Here is a 16808-nt window from a genome sequence, read left to right as displayed (position 1 = left end):
GCCCGCCGCCCGGCGCAGTCTACACTGCAAGTGAACACAGTCTCACTACTATCGCCCCGAAGGGGGGAGAGCCTGTGCCCGGCCCCGGACCATGGCTCGCGCTGGCCGCCGTTGCGATCCTCCTGTGGTATCTCGCCGAATGGGACCAGGCGCGGTCCGGCGGCAGGCGCCTCTCGCCGCTGCGCCACCCGGCCCTCCTCTTCGTGCAGGCCATCGGCAAACTGGCCCGCGCGCGCCAGTTCATGCTTCCGCTGCTGGGCTTCTGGCTGCTCTCGGGGGTGGTCTACTGGGGCTTCCAGCGGCCCGCACTCATGCGCCAGCTCGGAGCCCCGGCGCACGACTCCCGGCCCCACCGACCCGACATGGCACAGCGTCGCCTCGGCGGCTTCCGCTTCGAGGAGAGGCCGGTAGGGGTGCTGCTCAGGGACGGCTGGGAGCAGTTCCGCACCCTCCACGGCAGGCTACCGGGACAGGCACTCGACGACAGCGTACCCGGCCCCAACTCCCTGCGCGCTGACCTGTGGGGCGGCTACTCGCAACTGCTGTTCACCACCCTCGTGCTCCTGTGCCTCGCCTCCCTGGTCTGGCATCGTCCTGACTGGCTGGGCCGGGCCAACGTGCTGCAGCCACGCCTTGCGCTGGCTTACCTGCTGGTTCCGCTGGCCCTGATGGCCGTGCTCGTGCGCCTGCAGGGCCAGGGGTTCCCCGGGTGGCTGCCACCCCTGGTGCACGCGCTGACCATGCTGGCGTGTATCCCGCTGTACGGGCCGTTGTGGCACGTCTTGCTGCAAGTCGCCCAGGGGCGGCGCCACCTGTCGCTGGGGTTGGCCCTCCGCGGGACCATGGCGTGCCTCATACCCCTCACGGGGTTCCTGGCCCTCGTCCTCGTCGCCCCGGCCCTGGCGTGGTCGCTGCTTCAGGGCGCCCTTCCCGTGCGCAGTGACTCCCTCGCGGGGAGCGCCGGGCTGCTATGGCATTTGCCGGTGCTGCTGCAGCTCGCCCTGCTCTTCGTGCCCTGGATCATCCTGCGCGACCGCGCCGACATCACGTGCGCGCTACGGCGCCACTGGCAACTGCTTCGGGCGCACGCTCCCGATCTGCTGGTTTTCGCCCTCCGCGCCCTACTCATCCTCTTCCCCCTGCAGGCCCTCCACGCCACGCTCTCGCCGTTCGAGGCTCCCATGGGCGCCAGCATCATCGGGCATCTCATCGGCGGCCTGACCGATCTCGTCAGCCTGGCGATGGTGGCGCTACTGTACCTGGAGCTGGAGCGGGCGACCCCGCGGCTCCCCGCGGGAGGGGGAATGGCGGTAACCCGACCCGCGTCATACCGATGAGGTCTTGCAACACAGGAGGAGTTTCGAAATGAGAACGCGACTCATCGTCGCTGTGCTGGCGGCGTCTGCTTTGGCAGGGGTGGCTTTCGCCCAGCCACCCGGCGGCAAGGGACCGGGCGGCGGGGGACGAGGCATGATGGGCTCGATGATGTACGTCGAGCAGTCGTGGACGGCGCTGTGCTTTGAGGTCAACCTCAGCGCCGCGCAGATCGCCAAGCTCAAGCCCAGCTACGCCTGGGCCTACAAGACCCGCAACACCGCTCTGAAGACCGCCCGTGAGAAGCGGGACTTCCAGAGCGCGGCCAAGACGCTTGACTACGTGAAGAGCACCCTGGACGCTCGCATCCCCAACGTGCTGACCGCCGCGCAGAAGACGGCGTGGAAGAGGTGGCAGACCGAGCAGGCCGCCATGCACAGCCGCATGCGGCCGGGCGGAGCGGGCGGCAAGGCAGGCACCCAGGGCAGCCGCAGTAAGTAGTCTCCTCCCGAACGCGAACGCCCGGCTGCATCAGCCGGGCGTTCGTAGTGCGTTCGTCCCCTCGTATCGCGTCAGTCCTCAATCAGGTGCACCACCAGCACCGTCCCGTCCTGCCCGGTGATCTTCACATCACTCACCATGTAGTCTACCTGGCAGTCGGTCACCTCGGCCACGAAGCGCAGCGGCACAAAGGTGCTGCCGTAGATCAGGCGCGGCGGCACGTCGAGGTTGAACTGCTCGCCATTAACGAGCACCAGATGGTTGTCAATCTGCATGGTCATGCGGTACTGGCCGCTCTGGTGGGTGGCGGTGATCGTCTGGCTGCCGGCCGCCCAGTCCACGACCCAGTCGAGCGCCTCGAAGATGGGACGCATCTGGATCAGCAGGCGCGATCCCTCCTCCACCCGCTGGATGGAGATCTCCATGTAACCCGCGGGGTTCTGAATCCACTCCTGGGCCATCGCCATACTGCTCGTGACCACCAGGACGGCCATCAGCAACACCAGCCTGCGTCCCATCACTAACACCTCCCGGAATGTGGTTGCGCAGTCCTGCTCCCTACTCGCCGGCTACACCTGTGTCGTCGCAGCGGCCTTACTGCCGCCCGCACCAGTGGATCATGTTGCCCAGCAGTCGTGCCTCGTCGGCCGTCGGCGCACAGTCCGCGTCGTCCGTCGCCGTAAAGGCCAGGCCCAGCCCGCACAGCACCGCGCGCCCCTTGCCGACCTCGCCACAGACGATGACCGGGCTGCTCTCCTCCCCGACCACGCCGACGACCGTCGCCCCCGCCCCGGGCTCCAGCACGATGGCGTCGTAGTAGCTCTGTCGGCCTCCCTGGCCGACGGTGAAGCCCGCGCACACCGGATGACTTCCCTGCATCGCCCATTGCTCCACGCGCACGTGCCGGATGCCCCTGGCTACCTGCGGCAAGGCCACCGGGCACTGCCGATAGCCGACCGCGTCATGGGTGGCGATCAGGCCGCCGCCTCGCTCCACGAAGCGTCCCAGCGCCTTGGCCGCCTCCTCGCTGATCGCCGTGCCCGCGCGCGGCTGCGTCACGATCAGCACCTGGCAGTTCTGCAGGTTCTTGTCCGAGATCAGCCACACCGGCTGGGCGTCCACGCCGCTGAGGGCCTGTGCCGCCTGGAGGAGGCTCTCTGACCCATAGCCGCCCTGGGCGACGCCCACGCGCAGCCCGCTCTTGCCGAACTGCGGGCCGCCGTAGCGCGCCTTCTCGCCGTCGGACATCGGCAGCAGCGGTGGCATCTCGATCTTCTCGTCCGGCTGTCGGACCCGCCACAGGTTCGCGTTCCCCTGGCAGCCGCGCCGTTCCGGTGGCTTGTCGCTGGACTTCACGCCCTGGATGTCCGCCACGATGAAGTACTTCGCCTGCGGGTCATAGGTCGGCAGCTTCAGCACATACACCGGGTCGCGCGGCGTGTAGCCGATGGAGCTGGTGTGCTCATCCTTCGCGACAACGGTAAAGACGGTGGTTGTCACGTTGACGCCGTCTGGTAACATCCCTGTGACGGGCCCCGCCGCCGTGGCCAACGCTACCGAGTACCCGCTGATCCCGTGCCAGCCCCTCTCGTGAACGAGATCGAGGCGGTACTCCCCCGGCCCCTGGATGTACGGTGTCACGTCCCACCTCTTGGTGAGCCGCTGCTTGGCCTCGAAGTCGTCGTCCTGCCAGCCCCCGACGCGCTTGCGCAGGTACGGCAACACCGGGTTGCGCACCCCGAAGGGCGCCAGTGCCTCGCTGACAGTCGCAACGGTCTTGTCGGTGATGTCGAGCGTATCGGTAAGGCGCCCGCCGATGGCCCGGCCGGGCAGGCACGCCTCCGCCCACGCCCGCAGGCCCGCTTTCACGCTCTCGCCACTCTCCGCGAAGGCCATCAGGTCCTGCTGCAGGACCAGGCGCTCGGCGTCGGTCGGCGGCGTCGCGCGCGTGATGAACGTGCCCATGCGGTACAGTTGGTCGAGCATCTTCACATACCCGGTCACGGCCTGCGTCTCGGCCGTGATGGCCGGCGACTGCAGCGCCGCCGCAAGCTGTCCGGCCTTCTCACACGCCGCCAGGCTCTGCGTCAGCTTCTGCTCGGAGTCGAAGTACCGGTACATGCCCTTGCCCAGCACCGGCCTGGCGCGGTTCTTGATCATGTTCCCGGCTTCGCCGAAGAACGCGCCATAGGGCACCCGCGAGCCGTACACATCCCAACTCACGTCGCCGAGCGCCATGGCCCAGTCCGCCGCCTTCTGCGGGTCGGACAGCCCCCGCGTCGTGGCCCAGGCCACTGCCATCTGCCGCTCATCGCGGCCGTGGGCGTTCCAGCCCCACTCGGCCGCGGCCGCGGAGTTGAAGTCCCACAACCGCATGCTCGGCGTGGCATACCCGCACAGGCACGACAGCTTCTTGTCCACGAACTCAGTCATGCGGGAGCGCATGAACTGCGGGGAGCTGAAGGGGCAGACGATGCGCCACGAGGCGGTGATCTGCGGGTATACGCCGAGCCAGCGGCCCTGCTTGGCGTAGTCCTCCAGCAGCGGGTAGATCATCGGGTCGCGCGAGGAGTCATAGGTCCGCCCACCGTCATAGTAGCTGACGTAGACGTCGGGGGGGACGGCGGCCAGGACCTTGTCATTGTCCCTGTAGGTGCCCTGGGTGAGCAGGATGCGCAGCTTCAGCCTGGGGTTGACCTGCTGGGCCGCCTGCCACGCCGCGATGCAGGCCTGCGTCTCCAGCACGAACTGGTTGCTCTGCTTGCACTTGTCGCACTCGCAGTACCCCGGGTCCTCGCTCAGCCAGATGCACAGGTCGGTGATGTCGGGGTTGCGCGCCAGGTCGGTGGCCCAGTCGCCAAGGATCTTGACCGCCAGCGGCTGGGACCAGCACGCGGTCTGCAGCGAGGGCACCAGTTGCGTCTTGGGCCCGACGCCCTTGAGTTCCGGGTAGCGGGTGAACATGCCGCTGCCCTGCATCTGGTCCATGTGGGTGATGATGGGCACGATCTTCATCGCCCGCAGCCGCCCGCGCGTCACCACCTCGGGGTCGAACGTCGCCACCCCCTTGCCGTCGGCATCGAGCGTGAGGGTCGAGTGGTTCTCGATGAGGTTGAGCTTCTGGGCGGCCATCCATTCCAGGTCGGGGACGGCATAGCCGCCCCACACGCCGCGCTCGGACAAGTCCGGCCAGTCCACCACGCGCACCAGGGGAAGGGTGACAGTGGAGGGGCCGGATATCATCCGGCCCGCCGTCACTAGCTGCCCCACCGTCAGCGCTCCGTAGTACAGCCCCTTGGGGTTCAGCGCCGTGATGACCAGCCTGCCCTTCCCGGCGGGCACGATGCAGTACGCCTGGTCGGAGTTGGGCTTCTTGGCGAGGGTCGCGGCCTCCGGGATGACCTTGCCCTCGAGGCGTCCCTTCTCATCACACCGGCCCAGGGTGATCTCGAACTGAGGCTTCACCTTCCCGGGCCCGGCCGCAGCCGTTCCCCCGCCGGCCGCCGGAGGGGCAGGGGGCGGCGCGGACGTGGCGCCCGCGCTCGCAGGAGAGATCGGCGGAGCGCCCGCGAGCGCCGCCTCGACCTCCTTCGCTGCCTGCAGCTCCACATCCGTGGCATTGGCCGCCGTGCGGACAGCCACGGCCGCGGCTCGCACCGTCACGACCCCCTCGATCTTGACCTGCTTGGGCAGCGGCAGCAGGTGGTTGATCCACACCTCGTTACCGATGGGCTTCGCCCCCGGCGCCGCCAGGGCCCCCACCGCCAGCATGACCGCCAACAGACAAGCGCAGCTTCTCATGACCGCCCTCCCGTGGGTTGTAGCTCAGAAGCCCTTCGCCGCGTCTCTTGCGGTGAATAACGCCCCTATTCGCCGCATGAACAGCTATTCGCCGCAGAATCTGCGTTGAATAGCGCCAGCAATCGCCGCATCTCCCACACCTGATCAGCCTTCGCCTCCCCCCTCCCACCCTCCTCCCACAAACGAAAGCGCCCGGCTCATCGCCGGGCGCCTTGTCGTTGCCGTTCCTGTCCCCTGTTCCCCGTCACCTGACCCCTGCCGTCAATGCATCGTCTGCCCGCCGTCCACGTTCAGCGCCTGGCCGGTGATGTACGAGCTGTCGTCCAGGCACAGGAAGACCATCGCGTTGGCGACATCCTCGTACACACACCCGCGCCTGAGCGGCACCTGATCCACGTACTTCTGGCGCACTTCCTCGACGGTGAGGCCCCAGCGCTTGGCGTACTGCTCGTACAGGCTGTCCTGCCACAGCGGCGAGTCCAGCAGGTTGCCCGGGCACAGGGCGTTCACGCGGATGCCATACTCGGCCAGTTCCAGGGCCAGCGACTGGGTCAGGCCGATGCCGCCGAACTTGCTGGCGGCGTATGCGCTGTTCTTGTTGCTGCCCTTCTTGCCCGACTTGCTGTTGATCTGCACGATGACGCCAGAGCCCTGCGGGATCATGATCTGCGCCGTGTACTTGGCAATGATCATGTAGCCGACGAGGTTGACCTCGACGACCTTGTGCCACTTGGCGACATCGAAGTCCGCGATCGGCCCCGAGATGAGGATCCCGGCATTGCTGATGCACAGGTCGAGGCGGCCGAACGCACTCCTGACTTGCTCGAACGCCGCCGCCACGCTGGCCTCGTCAGTGATGTCGCAGCCGACCCCGAGCGTCTTGACGCCGTAGTCGGCTGCCAGCTTCGTGGCTACTGCCTGCGCGCCCTCGCCGTTGAGGTCGAGGACGGCCACATTCGCGCCCTCTTTGGCCAAACGCTCCGACAGCGCCGCCCCCAGGCCCTGCGCGCCACCGGTGACGAGTGCGAACTTCCCTGCTAGTTTCGGTTCAGACATCTCTATCTCCACGCTCCAGCGATCATCTTGCCGCAATGTGTGCTGTGGGAGCGGTCACCCACCGCGACAGCCGTCCGGGCCGGTCGCGGTCGGTGACCGCTCCCACGTCGTGCCCGCAGCGAACAGCGCCATCGCTTCCCGCTTCCGACCGCACAACCAGCAATCCCTACAGCAACTCCTCCAGCAACGCCTCCTCCGCTTCGCGGGTCCATGTGTCGTCGGGGCCCAGCTTCGCGGCCACGGCCGGCATCTTCTGATGCAACTGCGGCAGCGTCGTCAGCGGGAGGTGCGCGATGTGCGGGTAGATGACGATCTTACCAGGCATGGCGCTCTCGGACACGGCGGTCAGGCCGTCCTGCACGGCCTCGATCCCACCGACCGCCGCCACGGCCATGTTGGGCGACAACTCGCCCTTTTCGGCCAGCGTCAGGGTCATCTTCAGGTCGTCAATGAACGAGCCGCTGGACCCGAACCAGCGAGCGTTGTTGGCGATGACCTTGTTCATGTCCATCTGGGCCATCGTGCCGCGGCCGACGCCGGCGAAGATGTTGTAGACCCCGCGCTTGCCCACGAAGCGGCTGCACTGGCTGATGATCGCCGGGACAGGCACCAGGCAGACCACATCGTCGAAGCCCTCAGGCGCGATCTTGTTCAGCTCGGCCTCAAACTGGTCGCCGAGTTCCTTGGGGTTGAGCAGCACGAGCTTGCAGCCGCGTCGCTGGGCAGCTTCGCCAAAGCGGATGGGGATGCGGCTGAGGCGCTCGGTGTCAATGTCCGTGCATACGACTGTGCGCGGCCCATCGGAGGCCTCGATGGCGAGCTGCACGTGCATCTGGCCCATCGGCCCGCCAGCCCCGCAGATCCAGCACTGGCCGTCCTGCTGCAGCTTCAGCGGACGCGGCGCCTTGTAGCCGCCCAGCGGCCGGCCCGGGCTCGTCGCCGCATACTGCAGCGCGTCATAGTGCACGCGGCCCACGTCAATCTCGATCATCTGGTCGAGGGCGCCCTCGGTGACGAGGGTCATCACGCCCTCCTTGCCCAGCAACGGGGCCACTGCCTGGACGACCGCGACGTCCGCGCCCAGGACGAAGATCTCGTCAAAGCCGTCGGGGGCCTGCGCCGCGGCGATGGCCGGCAGGTCCGCGCCGTCAGCGGTCGTGACCTTGATGCTCGTGACGCTGGCAATGGTCTTGATGGTCTGGGCGAAGGACGCCGGGCAATTGGTCAGCACGATCTCCGCCGGCAGCGCGGACGTGTCCAAATCGCTCATCCCATAGCTCAGCTTCTCACCCTCGGCGGTGCCGATGACCCAGGCCTTCCCGCCGGGCTTGAGGCTCTTGCGCCGGGTATCGCGATAGGCCCGCACCACGCAGGCCCACGGCTCGGCCAGCGCCGCCTCGGCATAGCCCGTGTCGGCGTGCACGGGGATCAGGTAGCACCCGTCGTCGCCGCGCAGGACCTCATTGGACAGCGTGACATACTGCTCGAGTCCGCCCGGCAGCATATACCCGAACGCCAGGTTCTTGCCCTGGTAGTAGATCTCGGCCTGCACGACGAAGCGCTGGCCGATCGCGTACTGGTCCGCCATGTTCGCGCCCACGCCGACGATCGTCAGGGCCACTTCGTGCCCGAGGATGACCGGGTCATGCTCCAGGTCGCGGCTAAACAGCCGCGGGTGCGCGCCGCCCTGCCGGATGACCTTGACATCCGAGAAACACAGGCCGCAGGCATCAATGCGCGCCAGCAGCTCATCCGGCCCGTAGGAGGGCATCGTCTGCGGGTCCTGCTGCAGCTTGTCGAGGCCCTGGCCATACAGGTGCCAGACCTGCTGGAACTCGTTGAGCGGGCCCTCGCCCGTGCGGAAATCAGAGAACTTGGACATGCCAATCAGCCTCTCTCGATCAGGGCGGGGCGTCTGCCTCAGGCAGACATGGCCCCCGCCGCAAGTATTAGTCAACTCCTGCCGCCCCCGGCGTAGCGCGGGCGGCCCCGCCCGCGCGGGACGGGTAGGCAGGCGAGGCCGCCTGCCCTACTGGGAAGAAGCGGCCTCCGGGCGCCGCCCTGCGGGAGTGGTCACCGACCGCGACGACCTACCCCTTCTTGATCGCCTCGAGCAGCGCCTCGCGGTACTTCTCATCCGGCCGGGCGTAGATGTAGTCCACGAGTTCCTCGCTCATGAAGTTCGGGCCGCCCAGGGCGTACGTGCCCAGGATGACCCGCGCCGTCTTCACGAGCATGAACGTGGCGTTCTCGACGCTGGCCCGCGTCGGCCCCAGGCTTATGCAGCCATGGTTCTGCATCAGGATGACCTTGGGCGGCATCCCGTTGTCCTCGATGAACTGCCGCACGGCCTGGTTGACGGCCCGCGCCAGCGGTGCGCCCGGGTCGGTGAAGGGGATCCACAGGTACCTGGGCCCGCAGCACACGATCTCATCGGGGAAGATCCGGCCGGCGAACGCTTCCTTGCCGTTCTTGGCGCACAGGATCGAGTTGACGGCCGTCGGGTGGGTGTGGGCGACGAACTCGATACCGGGCAGGCGGAGCAGCAGGGCGTGCAGGATCGTCTCGACCGACGGCCGCGGCGCCTCGGGGTTGACCTGCGAGGCGGCCAGGACGCGCTTGACGTTCTCGTTGGAGATGTCGTCAGCCTCGAGCAACTCCAGCACCTTGTCGAAGCGGCACTCGGTGAAGCCATCCTCGTCAATGCAGGGCAGTTGGAACCCGCTGGCTTTGACCCAGAAGGTGCCCTCGCCGGCGCACGTGGAGGTATTGCCCTCGCCCATCATGGCACAGTCGGCCGCCGGATGTCCGAGCGCCCGCGACATGGCCACCAGTTCCGCCAACCGTTCTTTCCGATCAATCATCGTCGTCTGCCTTTCGCCATTGCCGTTGTCGTAGGAGCGCCGGCTTCCAGCCGGCAAGCCGTTCGCCGTTCCCTTCCCCCTCACCGCCCGGCAAACCTGCCCATTATACACATCCGCCCCCTGCAGGGAAACCGCTGGAACGTGCCGAATAGTTCCTTTCTGCTGCAGTCGTTACGTCATGTGAGCGAGGTATCCAACCATGTCCATCAACTGGGGAGTCATCGGAGCCGGTGGCATCGCCGATCGCCGCACCATACCCGAGGGCATCATGCCCTGCCCCGACGCCACCCTCGTCGCCGTCCAGGATGTCGCCGAAGATCGGGTCAAGGCGGTCGCCGAGAGGCACGGCGTCAAGGCGGTCTACACCAGCGAGTACGACCTGCTCAACGACCCCAACGTGCAAGCGGTCTACATCGCCACCCCGACCCATCTGCACTATAGCCAGGTCATGGCCGCTGCCGAGGCCGGCAAGCACGTACTGTGCGAGAAGCCCTTGGCGCTGACGCTGCCGCAGTGTGAGGAGATCGTCGAGGAGTGCGCTTCCCGCGGCGTGAAGCTGGGCATCAACTTCATGATGCGCTTCCACGCCTGCCACCTGGCGCTCAAGCAGATGGTGGATGCCGGCGACCTGGGCACGCTGGTCATGGGCCGCGCCGAGCTGACCTGCTGGTATCCGCCCATCCCCGGCGCCTTCCGTCAGGACCCCGAGCTGGGCGGCGGCGGCAGCTTCATTGACATGGGGAACCACTGCGTGGACCTGCTGGAGCAGTTCTTCGGCCGGGTGCGCGAGGTGAAGTGCTACACCGGGAACCTCGTCCAGGACTACGCGACCGAGGACACGGCGGTGGCGATGCTGCAGTTCGAGAACGGGGCCATCGGGGTGGTGGACGCGCTCTTCAACGTCCCGGACGCGGCGGCGCGCAACGCCCTGGAAGTCTACGGCTCCAAGGGTAGCGTCTACGCCTTCGGCACCATCGGCCAGAGCTCAGCGGGGCAGTTGCACGCCGTGGTGGAGCAGGGCGACAGGGGGTACGACGCGGGCCAGAAGCGCGAGGAGACCGGCGAGCAGATCATCGAGCCGGCAGTGACGAACATGTACCAGGCCCACGTCCAGGCCTTCTGCGATGCCATCGCCAACGATACGCCCGTGCCGATCCCGGGCGAAGACGGCATCTGGAGCCACAAGGTCATCGACGCCTGCTATGAATCGGCCCGCACCGGCTGCGCGGTGAAGGTGGAGTAGGGGAAAGGGTGAAGGGTCTGGGGTATAGGGTCTAGGGTAACGGCGCAGTCCCTCACGGTGGGGCTGCGCCGTTGTCGTTGCCGTTGCCGCTACCCTTCACCCCAGACCCTCGACCCTTGACCCTCAAACGACTCCCGTCACTGCCTTCCCCTCCGCCGCCTGCCACCGCCGTACCGCCATGTGGGTCTTCACGCCGAACTCCCCGTCCACGCCGCCGGCATGGTAGTGCCCGAGCTTCACCAGCCGCTCCTGCAGCTCCGCCACACGCTCCCCGTGCGACCCGAACCACAGCCGCCGCACCGCTCTCCGCGTGCCCGCATCGCTCCGCGATGCGCCCCCCGCGTCAAACCACTTGCCGAAGAACTCGCCGTCCACCAGCGCATAGTGGAACACGCTCTGGGGTGCCGCGACCTCGTAGACGAGGCGGCGGAACCGGCTCCAGGGACTCCCGGCACCGCGTCCCCCCCGGATCACCTGGCAGCCCTCTGACCAGCGCCCCACGCTCTCGGACGCGCCGCCGGCGTGGATGTTCAGCCCGCTGGCCGGGTAGTCCCACCGGTCGGTCGCCTCCTGCAGCGCATCCTGGTCGTAGTCGCGCACGACGACGATGGCGGCCCGCTGCCGCAGCGCCGGGTAGGACTGACCGCTGGGCGGGTTGTGCAGGCCTCTGCCATACTGGTACTGCCCCGGCTGCACGATGGGACAGCCCCGGTTCCGGTAGTGCGCCAGGGCGAAGCTCGCCCGGCCGGGTTGCAGCGATGCCTGGAACACATCTGCGTAGCGCTCGCCGCCGGCCTTGCGGCCACACACGAAGATGGCGTCATCATAGCGATCGGTGATGGCCGTCGGGCTCGGAAGGATGCTGAGGCCCTGGACCTCCCCGTCTGCCGCGCGCACGATCCGCGCTCCCCGAATCCCGACGATCTGCGCCGACCCCGCCGCCTCGCTGTCCACGCGGAAGCCCTGGTCGCGCAGGAACGCCTCGACCACCAGCGACAGCCCCTCAAGCCGTATCATCCTCATCCTCCGGAACCAACAATACGGGGCCGCCACCTCTCGGCAGCGGCCCCGCCTTCACTCCCAACTCCTAACCCCTAACTCCTAACTGCCTTCCGCCTTCAGCTTGTACACCGCCGCCTCCAGCTCCTCACGCCCCAGGTCCTCCAGGCCCTTCTGCTTCATCTTCTCGCGCACGAACCGCCGCTTCGCCTCGCCCTTGCCTGCGCCATAGAGCTGTTCGGCGGCCTGCACCAGCGCCAGCAGCGCCTGGCGCATCTTCTCGTCCTTCAGTTGCGCCGCGTATTGCCGCACGAACGAGATCACCGCCACCAGCAGCGCCGCGCCCAGCCCCGGCACGACCACCTGCACCAACCACTCCTTCACCATCTCAGCCACTCGCCTAGCCTCCTTCTTCCGCCAGCACTTGCTCCTCGATCAGCGCCACCGGCGGACACATCCGCCGCCTGCGCGCCAGCAGGTACCCTAGCCGGTACAGCACATACAGCAGCAAGGCGCACACCGCGGTGTGCAGCAGCCACACTACCCCGGCCGGCCGGCCCAGTCGCAGCCACAACTGCCATGTCTGGCTCACGGCGTCCGTGACGATGGCAGCCGCCGTCACCTGATACACGCCGCCGACGCCGAGCTGCCGCAGCCTCGCCCACACGGCCAGGCCCAGCCCCACCAGCAGCGCCTCCGCCGCCCCGGGCACCAGTGCCGTGAGCGCCTCATGTCCCATCGCCCTCACCGTCCAGTCGCCGGTGCTCCCGCTCAAAGCCCCGATCAATCTGTGCCTTCAGTCGCCGCAGGGTCGCCCCGCCGCACACCGCCGCCACCAGCGCCGTGCTGAAACTGTGATCCACCGCATGCGCCGCCACCAGCGAGATGATGCATGTGCCGGCGAACCCCAGGTGCAGCGCCCCGCGTCGCACCCGTGGCGGCACGATCGGCCTGCGCTCCAGCGCCACGGTCGCCAGCGCCCCGAGCACCCCTGCCAGCGTCAGCCACAGGAAGCTCCGCACCTCAGGCCCCACTTGCTCCCACAGTCGCGTCATCTCGGCCATCTCTCACCTCCCGCCGCCCTCCCCCCGGCGTCCCGGAGGGACGCTTCCCCCCAGGCGGGGGGTTCAACCCCCGACTGCCCCCGCCCCACTCGCCTTCGCTACCCCACCAGCCCTCGCCTCGTCCACGCGTACACGAGGTCCGCGGCCTCGGCCCCGTTGTTCGTGCCGCTCACCTTGAACCCATCGCCCCGCCACGTCTCCTGCAGCTCCCAGGTGAAGTTCGCGCTCTGCGAGCTGAACGCGATGGCCCCGGGCACCAGCAGACTCAGCGCATGGGTGATCTCAACGCTGAACGTCCCCGCCGCCGGCACACTGGCGACGGTCCCGCTGCCGGCCGCCTGGCCGATCTCCAGCCTCAGGCAGTTCCGGTCCACGCCGGCCGCCGCATTGTCCACGGCCGTCACCACGCCGCCCGAGTCCACCTCGGCCGTCCCCAGGTACACCGCACCGGCTGGCTTCTCCGCGGACAACTGCGCCGCGAAGTCCACCGTCCCATCCGGCGCCGACCCGCTGTTGCTCCGGGCGAACACATGGTTCGTGGCCCCGCTCGTCAGGCCGGTAATGGCCGCGTCGGCGGTGGTCTTGCACCAGCACCCCGCGACCAGCCCCTCGCCCGCCGTCACCGCGCCTGACGTGTTGAGCAGCCACCCGCTGTACGCCCCGTCGGCGACCAGGCTTCTGAGCGCCCCGCCCAGCACGCGGTCCAGCGTCGCCGCCACCCGGTTGTGGTGGTCCGGCTCCACAATGTCATCGGTCACTACACCGACCGCCAACCCGTAATGCTCTGTCGTTCCCGCCATGGCTCACCTCGCCGTGTGCCGTAGGCACGCCGGCTTCCCGCCGGCACGCCGCATGTCGTTACTGGGACCGCGGGCTTCCCAGCCCGCCCGCCGTTGCCTCCGCCGTTCACCTGCCGCTACCCCGACAGGTACCGCTCCACCCCGTACCGCCCTCGCCCATACACCGCTCGCCTCAGCACCGCCCCGTCTGCCGCCACCCGCATCAGGAAGCGGTTCCCTCCCCCCTTGGCCGCGCCCGCAGCGCGCCCACTGGCGGTCGTCGCCCCGCCGCCCAGCGCCGGCCGCACCTGCCGGTCCACCACCCGCCGCACGATCTGCACCAGCTCCATCACCCACCACCCCATTCATCATTCATCGTTCAGCGTTCTGCACTGCCTTCTCACCCCAGCCAGCGCCCCTCCAACGTCGTCACCGCCACCTCATGCGGTCGCCGCCGCACCTCATGCCGCACCGCCTGCACCCGGTACAGCTCTCCGGCGACGCCCACGGTCTCGCCGCCGTGGATCCGCATGACTTGGCCGATCCGCACTTCCGGCAGCAGCGGCGTCACGACGGTCACGTGCTCGGGCCGCGTGCCCAGCTCCTGCAGGCGGTCGAGCGCCAGACGGTTGACCTCCGCCGGCGTCATGTACCCCGGCACGGTCGTCACATCCATCTTCCGCCAGCCGACATACCGCTCGGACTGCGGGTCATAGAGCGACGCCGCGTCGAACGCCGTGGCGCGCACTGGCCGCCCGTCCTCGTCCACGCCGCACACCACGACGTAGTTGGCGTACTCCTCGGGCGCCAGGCTTCGCCGGGTCCGCCGCAGACCGAGCACCTCGCCCGGCGCCTGGCTCTGGGGCGCGGCCTGCGCGCGCGTGTACAGCTCCCAACGCACCTGATTGTCGCACGCCCCGGTCAGCGTCCCGTCATGGGTCGTCACATTGGCGGCGGTGCGCTTCTGCCGGCAGTACCCGCAGGTCTTGCGGAACGCGCCGACCTCATCGAAGTGGATCGCGGCGCCGTAGTCGAACTCAGCCACCTGCTCGAGGAACTCCGCCCACGACCGCCCAGGCTCCACCTGCCAGGCTGGCTCCTCCACCGTGCCGGTGCTCAGCACGGTCCCGGTGTCCTCCAGGTCCTGCTCGCTCTCGGGCACACCGCACCGCCCCAGCACCCACCGGAACACCTCGCGCACCAGCCACCCGTCGAACACTGGCGTGCGGCCATCGGCCTTCTCGTCCCGCAGGCGCAGCATCGGGTCCAGCACGTTGATGACCGCTTCGCTCATCCCGCCGGCGGCCATCCGCACCGGCGGCTCCACCAGGTGCCCGTCCACGATCCCCGCCAGCGCCTCCGTTCCGTCACTCATCCGCCACCCGAGCGCTAGGCTGGTCCGCCGGTTCTCCTGCAGCGTGCTGTGCTGCCCCTGTTGGTTGTCCAGCGCCACTCGGTACTTCGCGGTCACCTTGTCTGCCGCGTGTTCCCCCTCCACGGCCAGCGCATCGGCCGATAGGTCTTGATACACGGGCTCCTCGCCGGCGCTCAGTTCTGCCGCCTGGGCCACTTGCGCCGACAGCCACTCCGGCGACAGCCACGTCTCGAAGTCCACCGTCTCCTCGGTGTCCGGGTCCACCCCCACCGCCTCTTGCCGGTACCGGAACGGGTTGATCTGCACCTTCCACGACCGCTGCGTTTCGCTCAGCCCCGCTCGCGTCCCACTGTCATCAATGATGAGGGGCGTGGCCAGGATCTGCAGGTCGTCATCGAGCACCGGCATCATCCGCCCCTCGACCAGCACTGCTCCGCTCGACGCCCGGGTCAGGAACCCCGTCTCAATCGGCGGGCTGTAGACCACCGCCGGCGCCATCTTGGCCGGCAGCAGCGACACGGCCCACTGTCCGGCGTTGTGCCACACGGTCAGCTTCCCGCTCTTCACCACGGCCGGCTCGCTGTCTTCATAGGTCCACACATGCCGCTGGAACCCATCCGTGGACAGCGCCAGCTTGTTGCGCAGCACCGCCACCCACAGCACCAGCCGCTGCCCGCGCGCATGGCCTTCCGTCAGCCCCAGCGGTGCGCTGGTCCGCCGGCTGGGCACCACCCGCCATCCCGCCTGCGTGCGTCGCAGCACCTCCAGGCTCTGCGTGTACGGCAGCAGGATCGCCCACTCGTCGTTGCCATTCACCCCGAAGTGGATCTCCGTGTATGGTGGCTGCGACCAGTCATGGTCGGGCCCGGGCTCGGCCCGGTAGAGCGACACGGCGAAGATGGGGTTGCGCGGCAAGGCAAACCGGCTCACCAGCCCGGTGGTCATGTTGCTCGTGCCGTCGGACTGGTACAGCTTGACTTCCTGGTTGAGCCCCAGTCCGCGCAGCGCCTCCCACGTGCCCCCCACCGTGTCGAAGTGCCCCAGGCCGATGCTCTGCGACGTGTCGGCGAAGGGCCGACAGATCACGCTGTTGATGCCCTCGGCGGGCACATGGAGCGCGGACGGCAGCAGCGCCGGATAGCCCATGCCTTCCCACAGCCCGAGGGCCACGGGGTCCACCGGGCTGACGAGCGTCTCGGCGTTCTGCATCACTTCCCCGGCCACATCATACTGACCGAAGCCGTCATACCGCACCCGCGGCTCCGCCCCGGCCTCATACACCCGCAACCGCGCTATGGGATGCACTCGTGAACTCACAAGCCCCTCCAATCCTCGTCACCGCAGTCCATCGTCACCGCCTGCCGTTCCCCTCCCTTCAGGGAGGGGTGGCCCGCAGGGCCGGGGTAGGCCGTCGTTGCCGTTCCCCTCTCCGGAGCCCGCCGTAGCCCGCAGGGCGAAGGCGGGCGAGGGAGAGGGGTAGGGGTGAGGACGCCGTTGTCGTTGCCGTTGTCGTCCCGCGTCCCGGAGGGACGCTTCCGACAGGCGGGGGTCTCAACCCCCGCGCTCCGCCGCCGTAGCCCGCAGGGCGAAGGCGGGCGAGGGAGAGGGGTAGGGGTGAGGACGCCGTTGTCGTTGCCGTTGCCGTCCCGCGTCCCGGAGGGACGCTTCCGACAGGCGGGGGTTTCAACCCCCGCGCTCCGCCGTAGTAGCCACAGGGCGAAGACGGGCGGAGTCGCGTCAAGAGTCCTCTGCACGCTGTGCCATGGCATCCCGCTCCCGCCGTTCGCCTTTCCCCCCTCTCCCCCTGGGAGA

15 protein-coding genes are annotated in these 16808 nt (G+C 68.4%); 3 read left to right on the top strand and 12 right to left on the bottom strand.

The window, feature by feature from the left end; genetic code table 11:
* Nucleotides 1–74 precede the first annotated feature (74 nt).
* Entirely contained in the window at nucleotides 75–1337 is a 1263-nt protein-coding gene (locus LLH23_02485; protein MCE5237340.1) for a hypothetical protein, read from the top strand.
* A gap of 28 nt (nucleotides 1338–1365) precedes the next feature.
* Complete coding sequence (locus LLH23_02480) at nucleotides 1366–1815, top strand: hypothetical protein (protein MCE5237339.1); 450 nt, start codon at nucleotides 1366–1368, stop codon at nucleotides 1813–1815.
* A gap of 71 nt (nucleotides 1816–1886) precedes the next feature.
* On the opposite strand, the gene LLH23_02475 is transcribed toward LLH23_02480, so the two are convergent.
* The 5 genes from LLH23_02475 to LLH23_02455 all read right to left on the bottom strand — a co-directional run bounded on the left by LLH23_02475 (nucleotide 1887) and on the right by LLH23_02455 (nucleotide 9536).
* Complete coding sequence (locus LLH23_02475) at nucleotides 1887–2333, bottom strand: copper amine oxidase N-terminal domain-containing protein (GenBank protein MCE5237338.1); 447 nt, start codon at nucleotides 2331–2333, stop codon at nucleotides 1887–1889.
* 76 nt (nucleotides 2334–2409) lie between these two features.
* On the bottom strand, nucleotides 2410–5616 hold the full coding sequence (locus LLH23_02470) for a hypothetical protein (GenBank protein MCE5237337.1): 3207 nt from the start codon (nucleotides 5614–5616) through the stop codon (nucleotides 2410–2412).
* Nucleotides 5617–5877: 261 nt separating this feature from the next.
* Nucleotides 5878–6672, bottom strand: coding sequence for a sorbitol-6-phosphate dehydrogenase (gene srlD / locus LLH23_02465; GenBank protein MCE5237336.1), 795 nt, complete (start codon nucleotides 6670–6672; stop codon nucleotides 5878–5880).
* Nucleotides 6673–6838: 166 nt separating this feature from the next.
* Nucleotides 6839–8554, bottom strand: coding sequence for a zinc-binding dehydrogenase (locus LLH23_02460; GenBank protein ID MCE5237335.1), 1716 nt, complete (start codon nucleotides 8552–8554; stop codon nucleotides 6839–6841).
* Between the two features lie 208 nt (nucleotides 8555–8762).
* A complete protein-coding gene (locus LLH23_02455) occupies nucleotides 8763–9536 on the bottom strand; it encodes a class II aldolase/adducin family protein (protein MCE5237334.1) in 774 nt (257 codons plus the stop codon).
* A gap of 199 nt (nucleotides 9537–9735) precedes the next feature.
* Here LLH23_02455 and LLH23_02450 point away from each other — a divergent pair, with 199 nt between their 5' ends.
* Nucleotides 9736–10779, top strand: a complete 1044-nt coding sequence (locus LLH23_02450; protein MCE5237333.1) for a Gfo/Idh/MocA family oxidoreductase — start codon at nucleotides 9736–9738, stop codon at nucleotides 10777–10779.
* Nucleotides 10780–10902: 123 nt separating this feature from the next.
* Here the strand turns inward: LLH23_02450 and LLH23_02445 are convergent, their stop codons facing one another.
* From LLH23_02445 to LLH23_02415, 7 genes are all read right to left on the bottom strand, one after another.
* Nucleotides 10903–11796, bottom strand: coding sequence for a peptidoglycan-binding protein (locus LLH23_02445; protein MCE5237332.1), 894 nt, complete (start codon nucleotides 11794–11796; stop codon nucleotides 10903–10905).
* Nucleotides 11797–11880: 84 nt separating this feature from the next.
* Complete coding sequence (locus LLH23_02440) at nucleotides 11881–12174, bottom strand: hypothetical protein (GenBank protein MCE5237331.1); 294 nt, start codon at nucleotides 12172–12174, stop codon at nucleotides 11881–11883.
* Between the two features lie 4 nt (nucleotides 12175–12178).
* Nucleotides 12179–12517, bottom strand: coding sequence for a hypothetical protein (locus LLH23_02435; protein MCE5237330.1), 339 nt, complete (start codon nucleotides 12515–12517; stop codon nucleotides 12179–12181).
* Nucleotides 12507–12842: a hypothetical protein gene (locus LLH23_02430; protein MCE5237329.1), complete on the bottom strand. Its 336-nt coding sequence runs from the start codon at nucleotides 12840–12842 to the stop codon at nucleotides 12507–12509. The genes LLH23_02435 and LLH23_02430 overlap by 11 nt, the downstream gene beginning before the upstream one ends.
* Before the next feature lie 98 nt (nucleotides 12843–12940).
* Complete coding sequence (locus tag LLH23_02425; GenBank protein MCE5237328.1) at nucleotides 12941–13642, bottom strand: hypothetical protein; 702 nt, start codon at nucleotides 13640–13642, stop codon at nucleotides 12941–12943.
* A gap of 116 nt (nucleotides 13643–13758) precedes the next feature.
* Nucleotides 13759–13986 carry a hypothetical protein gene (locus LLH23_02420; GenBank protein ID MCE5237327.1) on the bottom strand — a complete coding sequence of 76 codons (228 nt, stop codon included), beginning with the start codon at nucleotides 13984–13986 and terminating at the stop codon, nucleotides 13759–13761.
* Between the two features lie 35 nt (nucleotides 13987–14021).
* Nucleotides 14022–16313 carry a hypothetical protein gene (locus LLH23_02415; GenBank protein ID MCE5237326.1) on the bottom strand — a complete coding sequence of 764 codons (2292 nt, stop codon included), beginning with the start codon at nucleotides 16311–16313 and terminating at the stop codon, nucleotides 14022–14024.
* Nucleotides 16314–16808: the final 495 nt, after the last annotated feature.

The organism is bacterium, from assembly GCA_021372615.1.
GTDB lineage: Bacteria > Armatimonadota > Zipacnadia > Zipacnadales > UBA11051 > JAJFUB01.
Note: the sequence above shows the minus strand (reverse complement) of the source record. Positions and strands in the feature narration are given on the sequence as shown.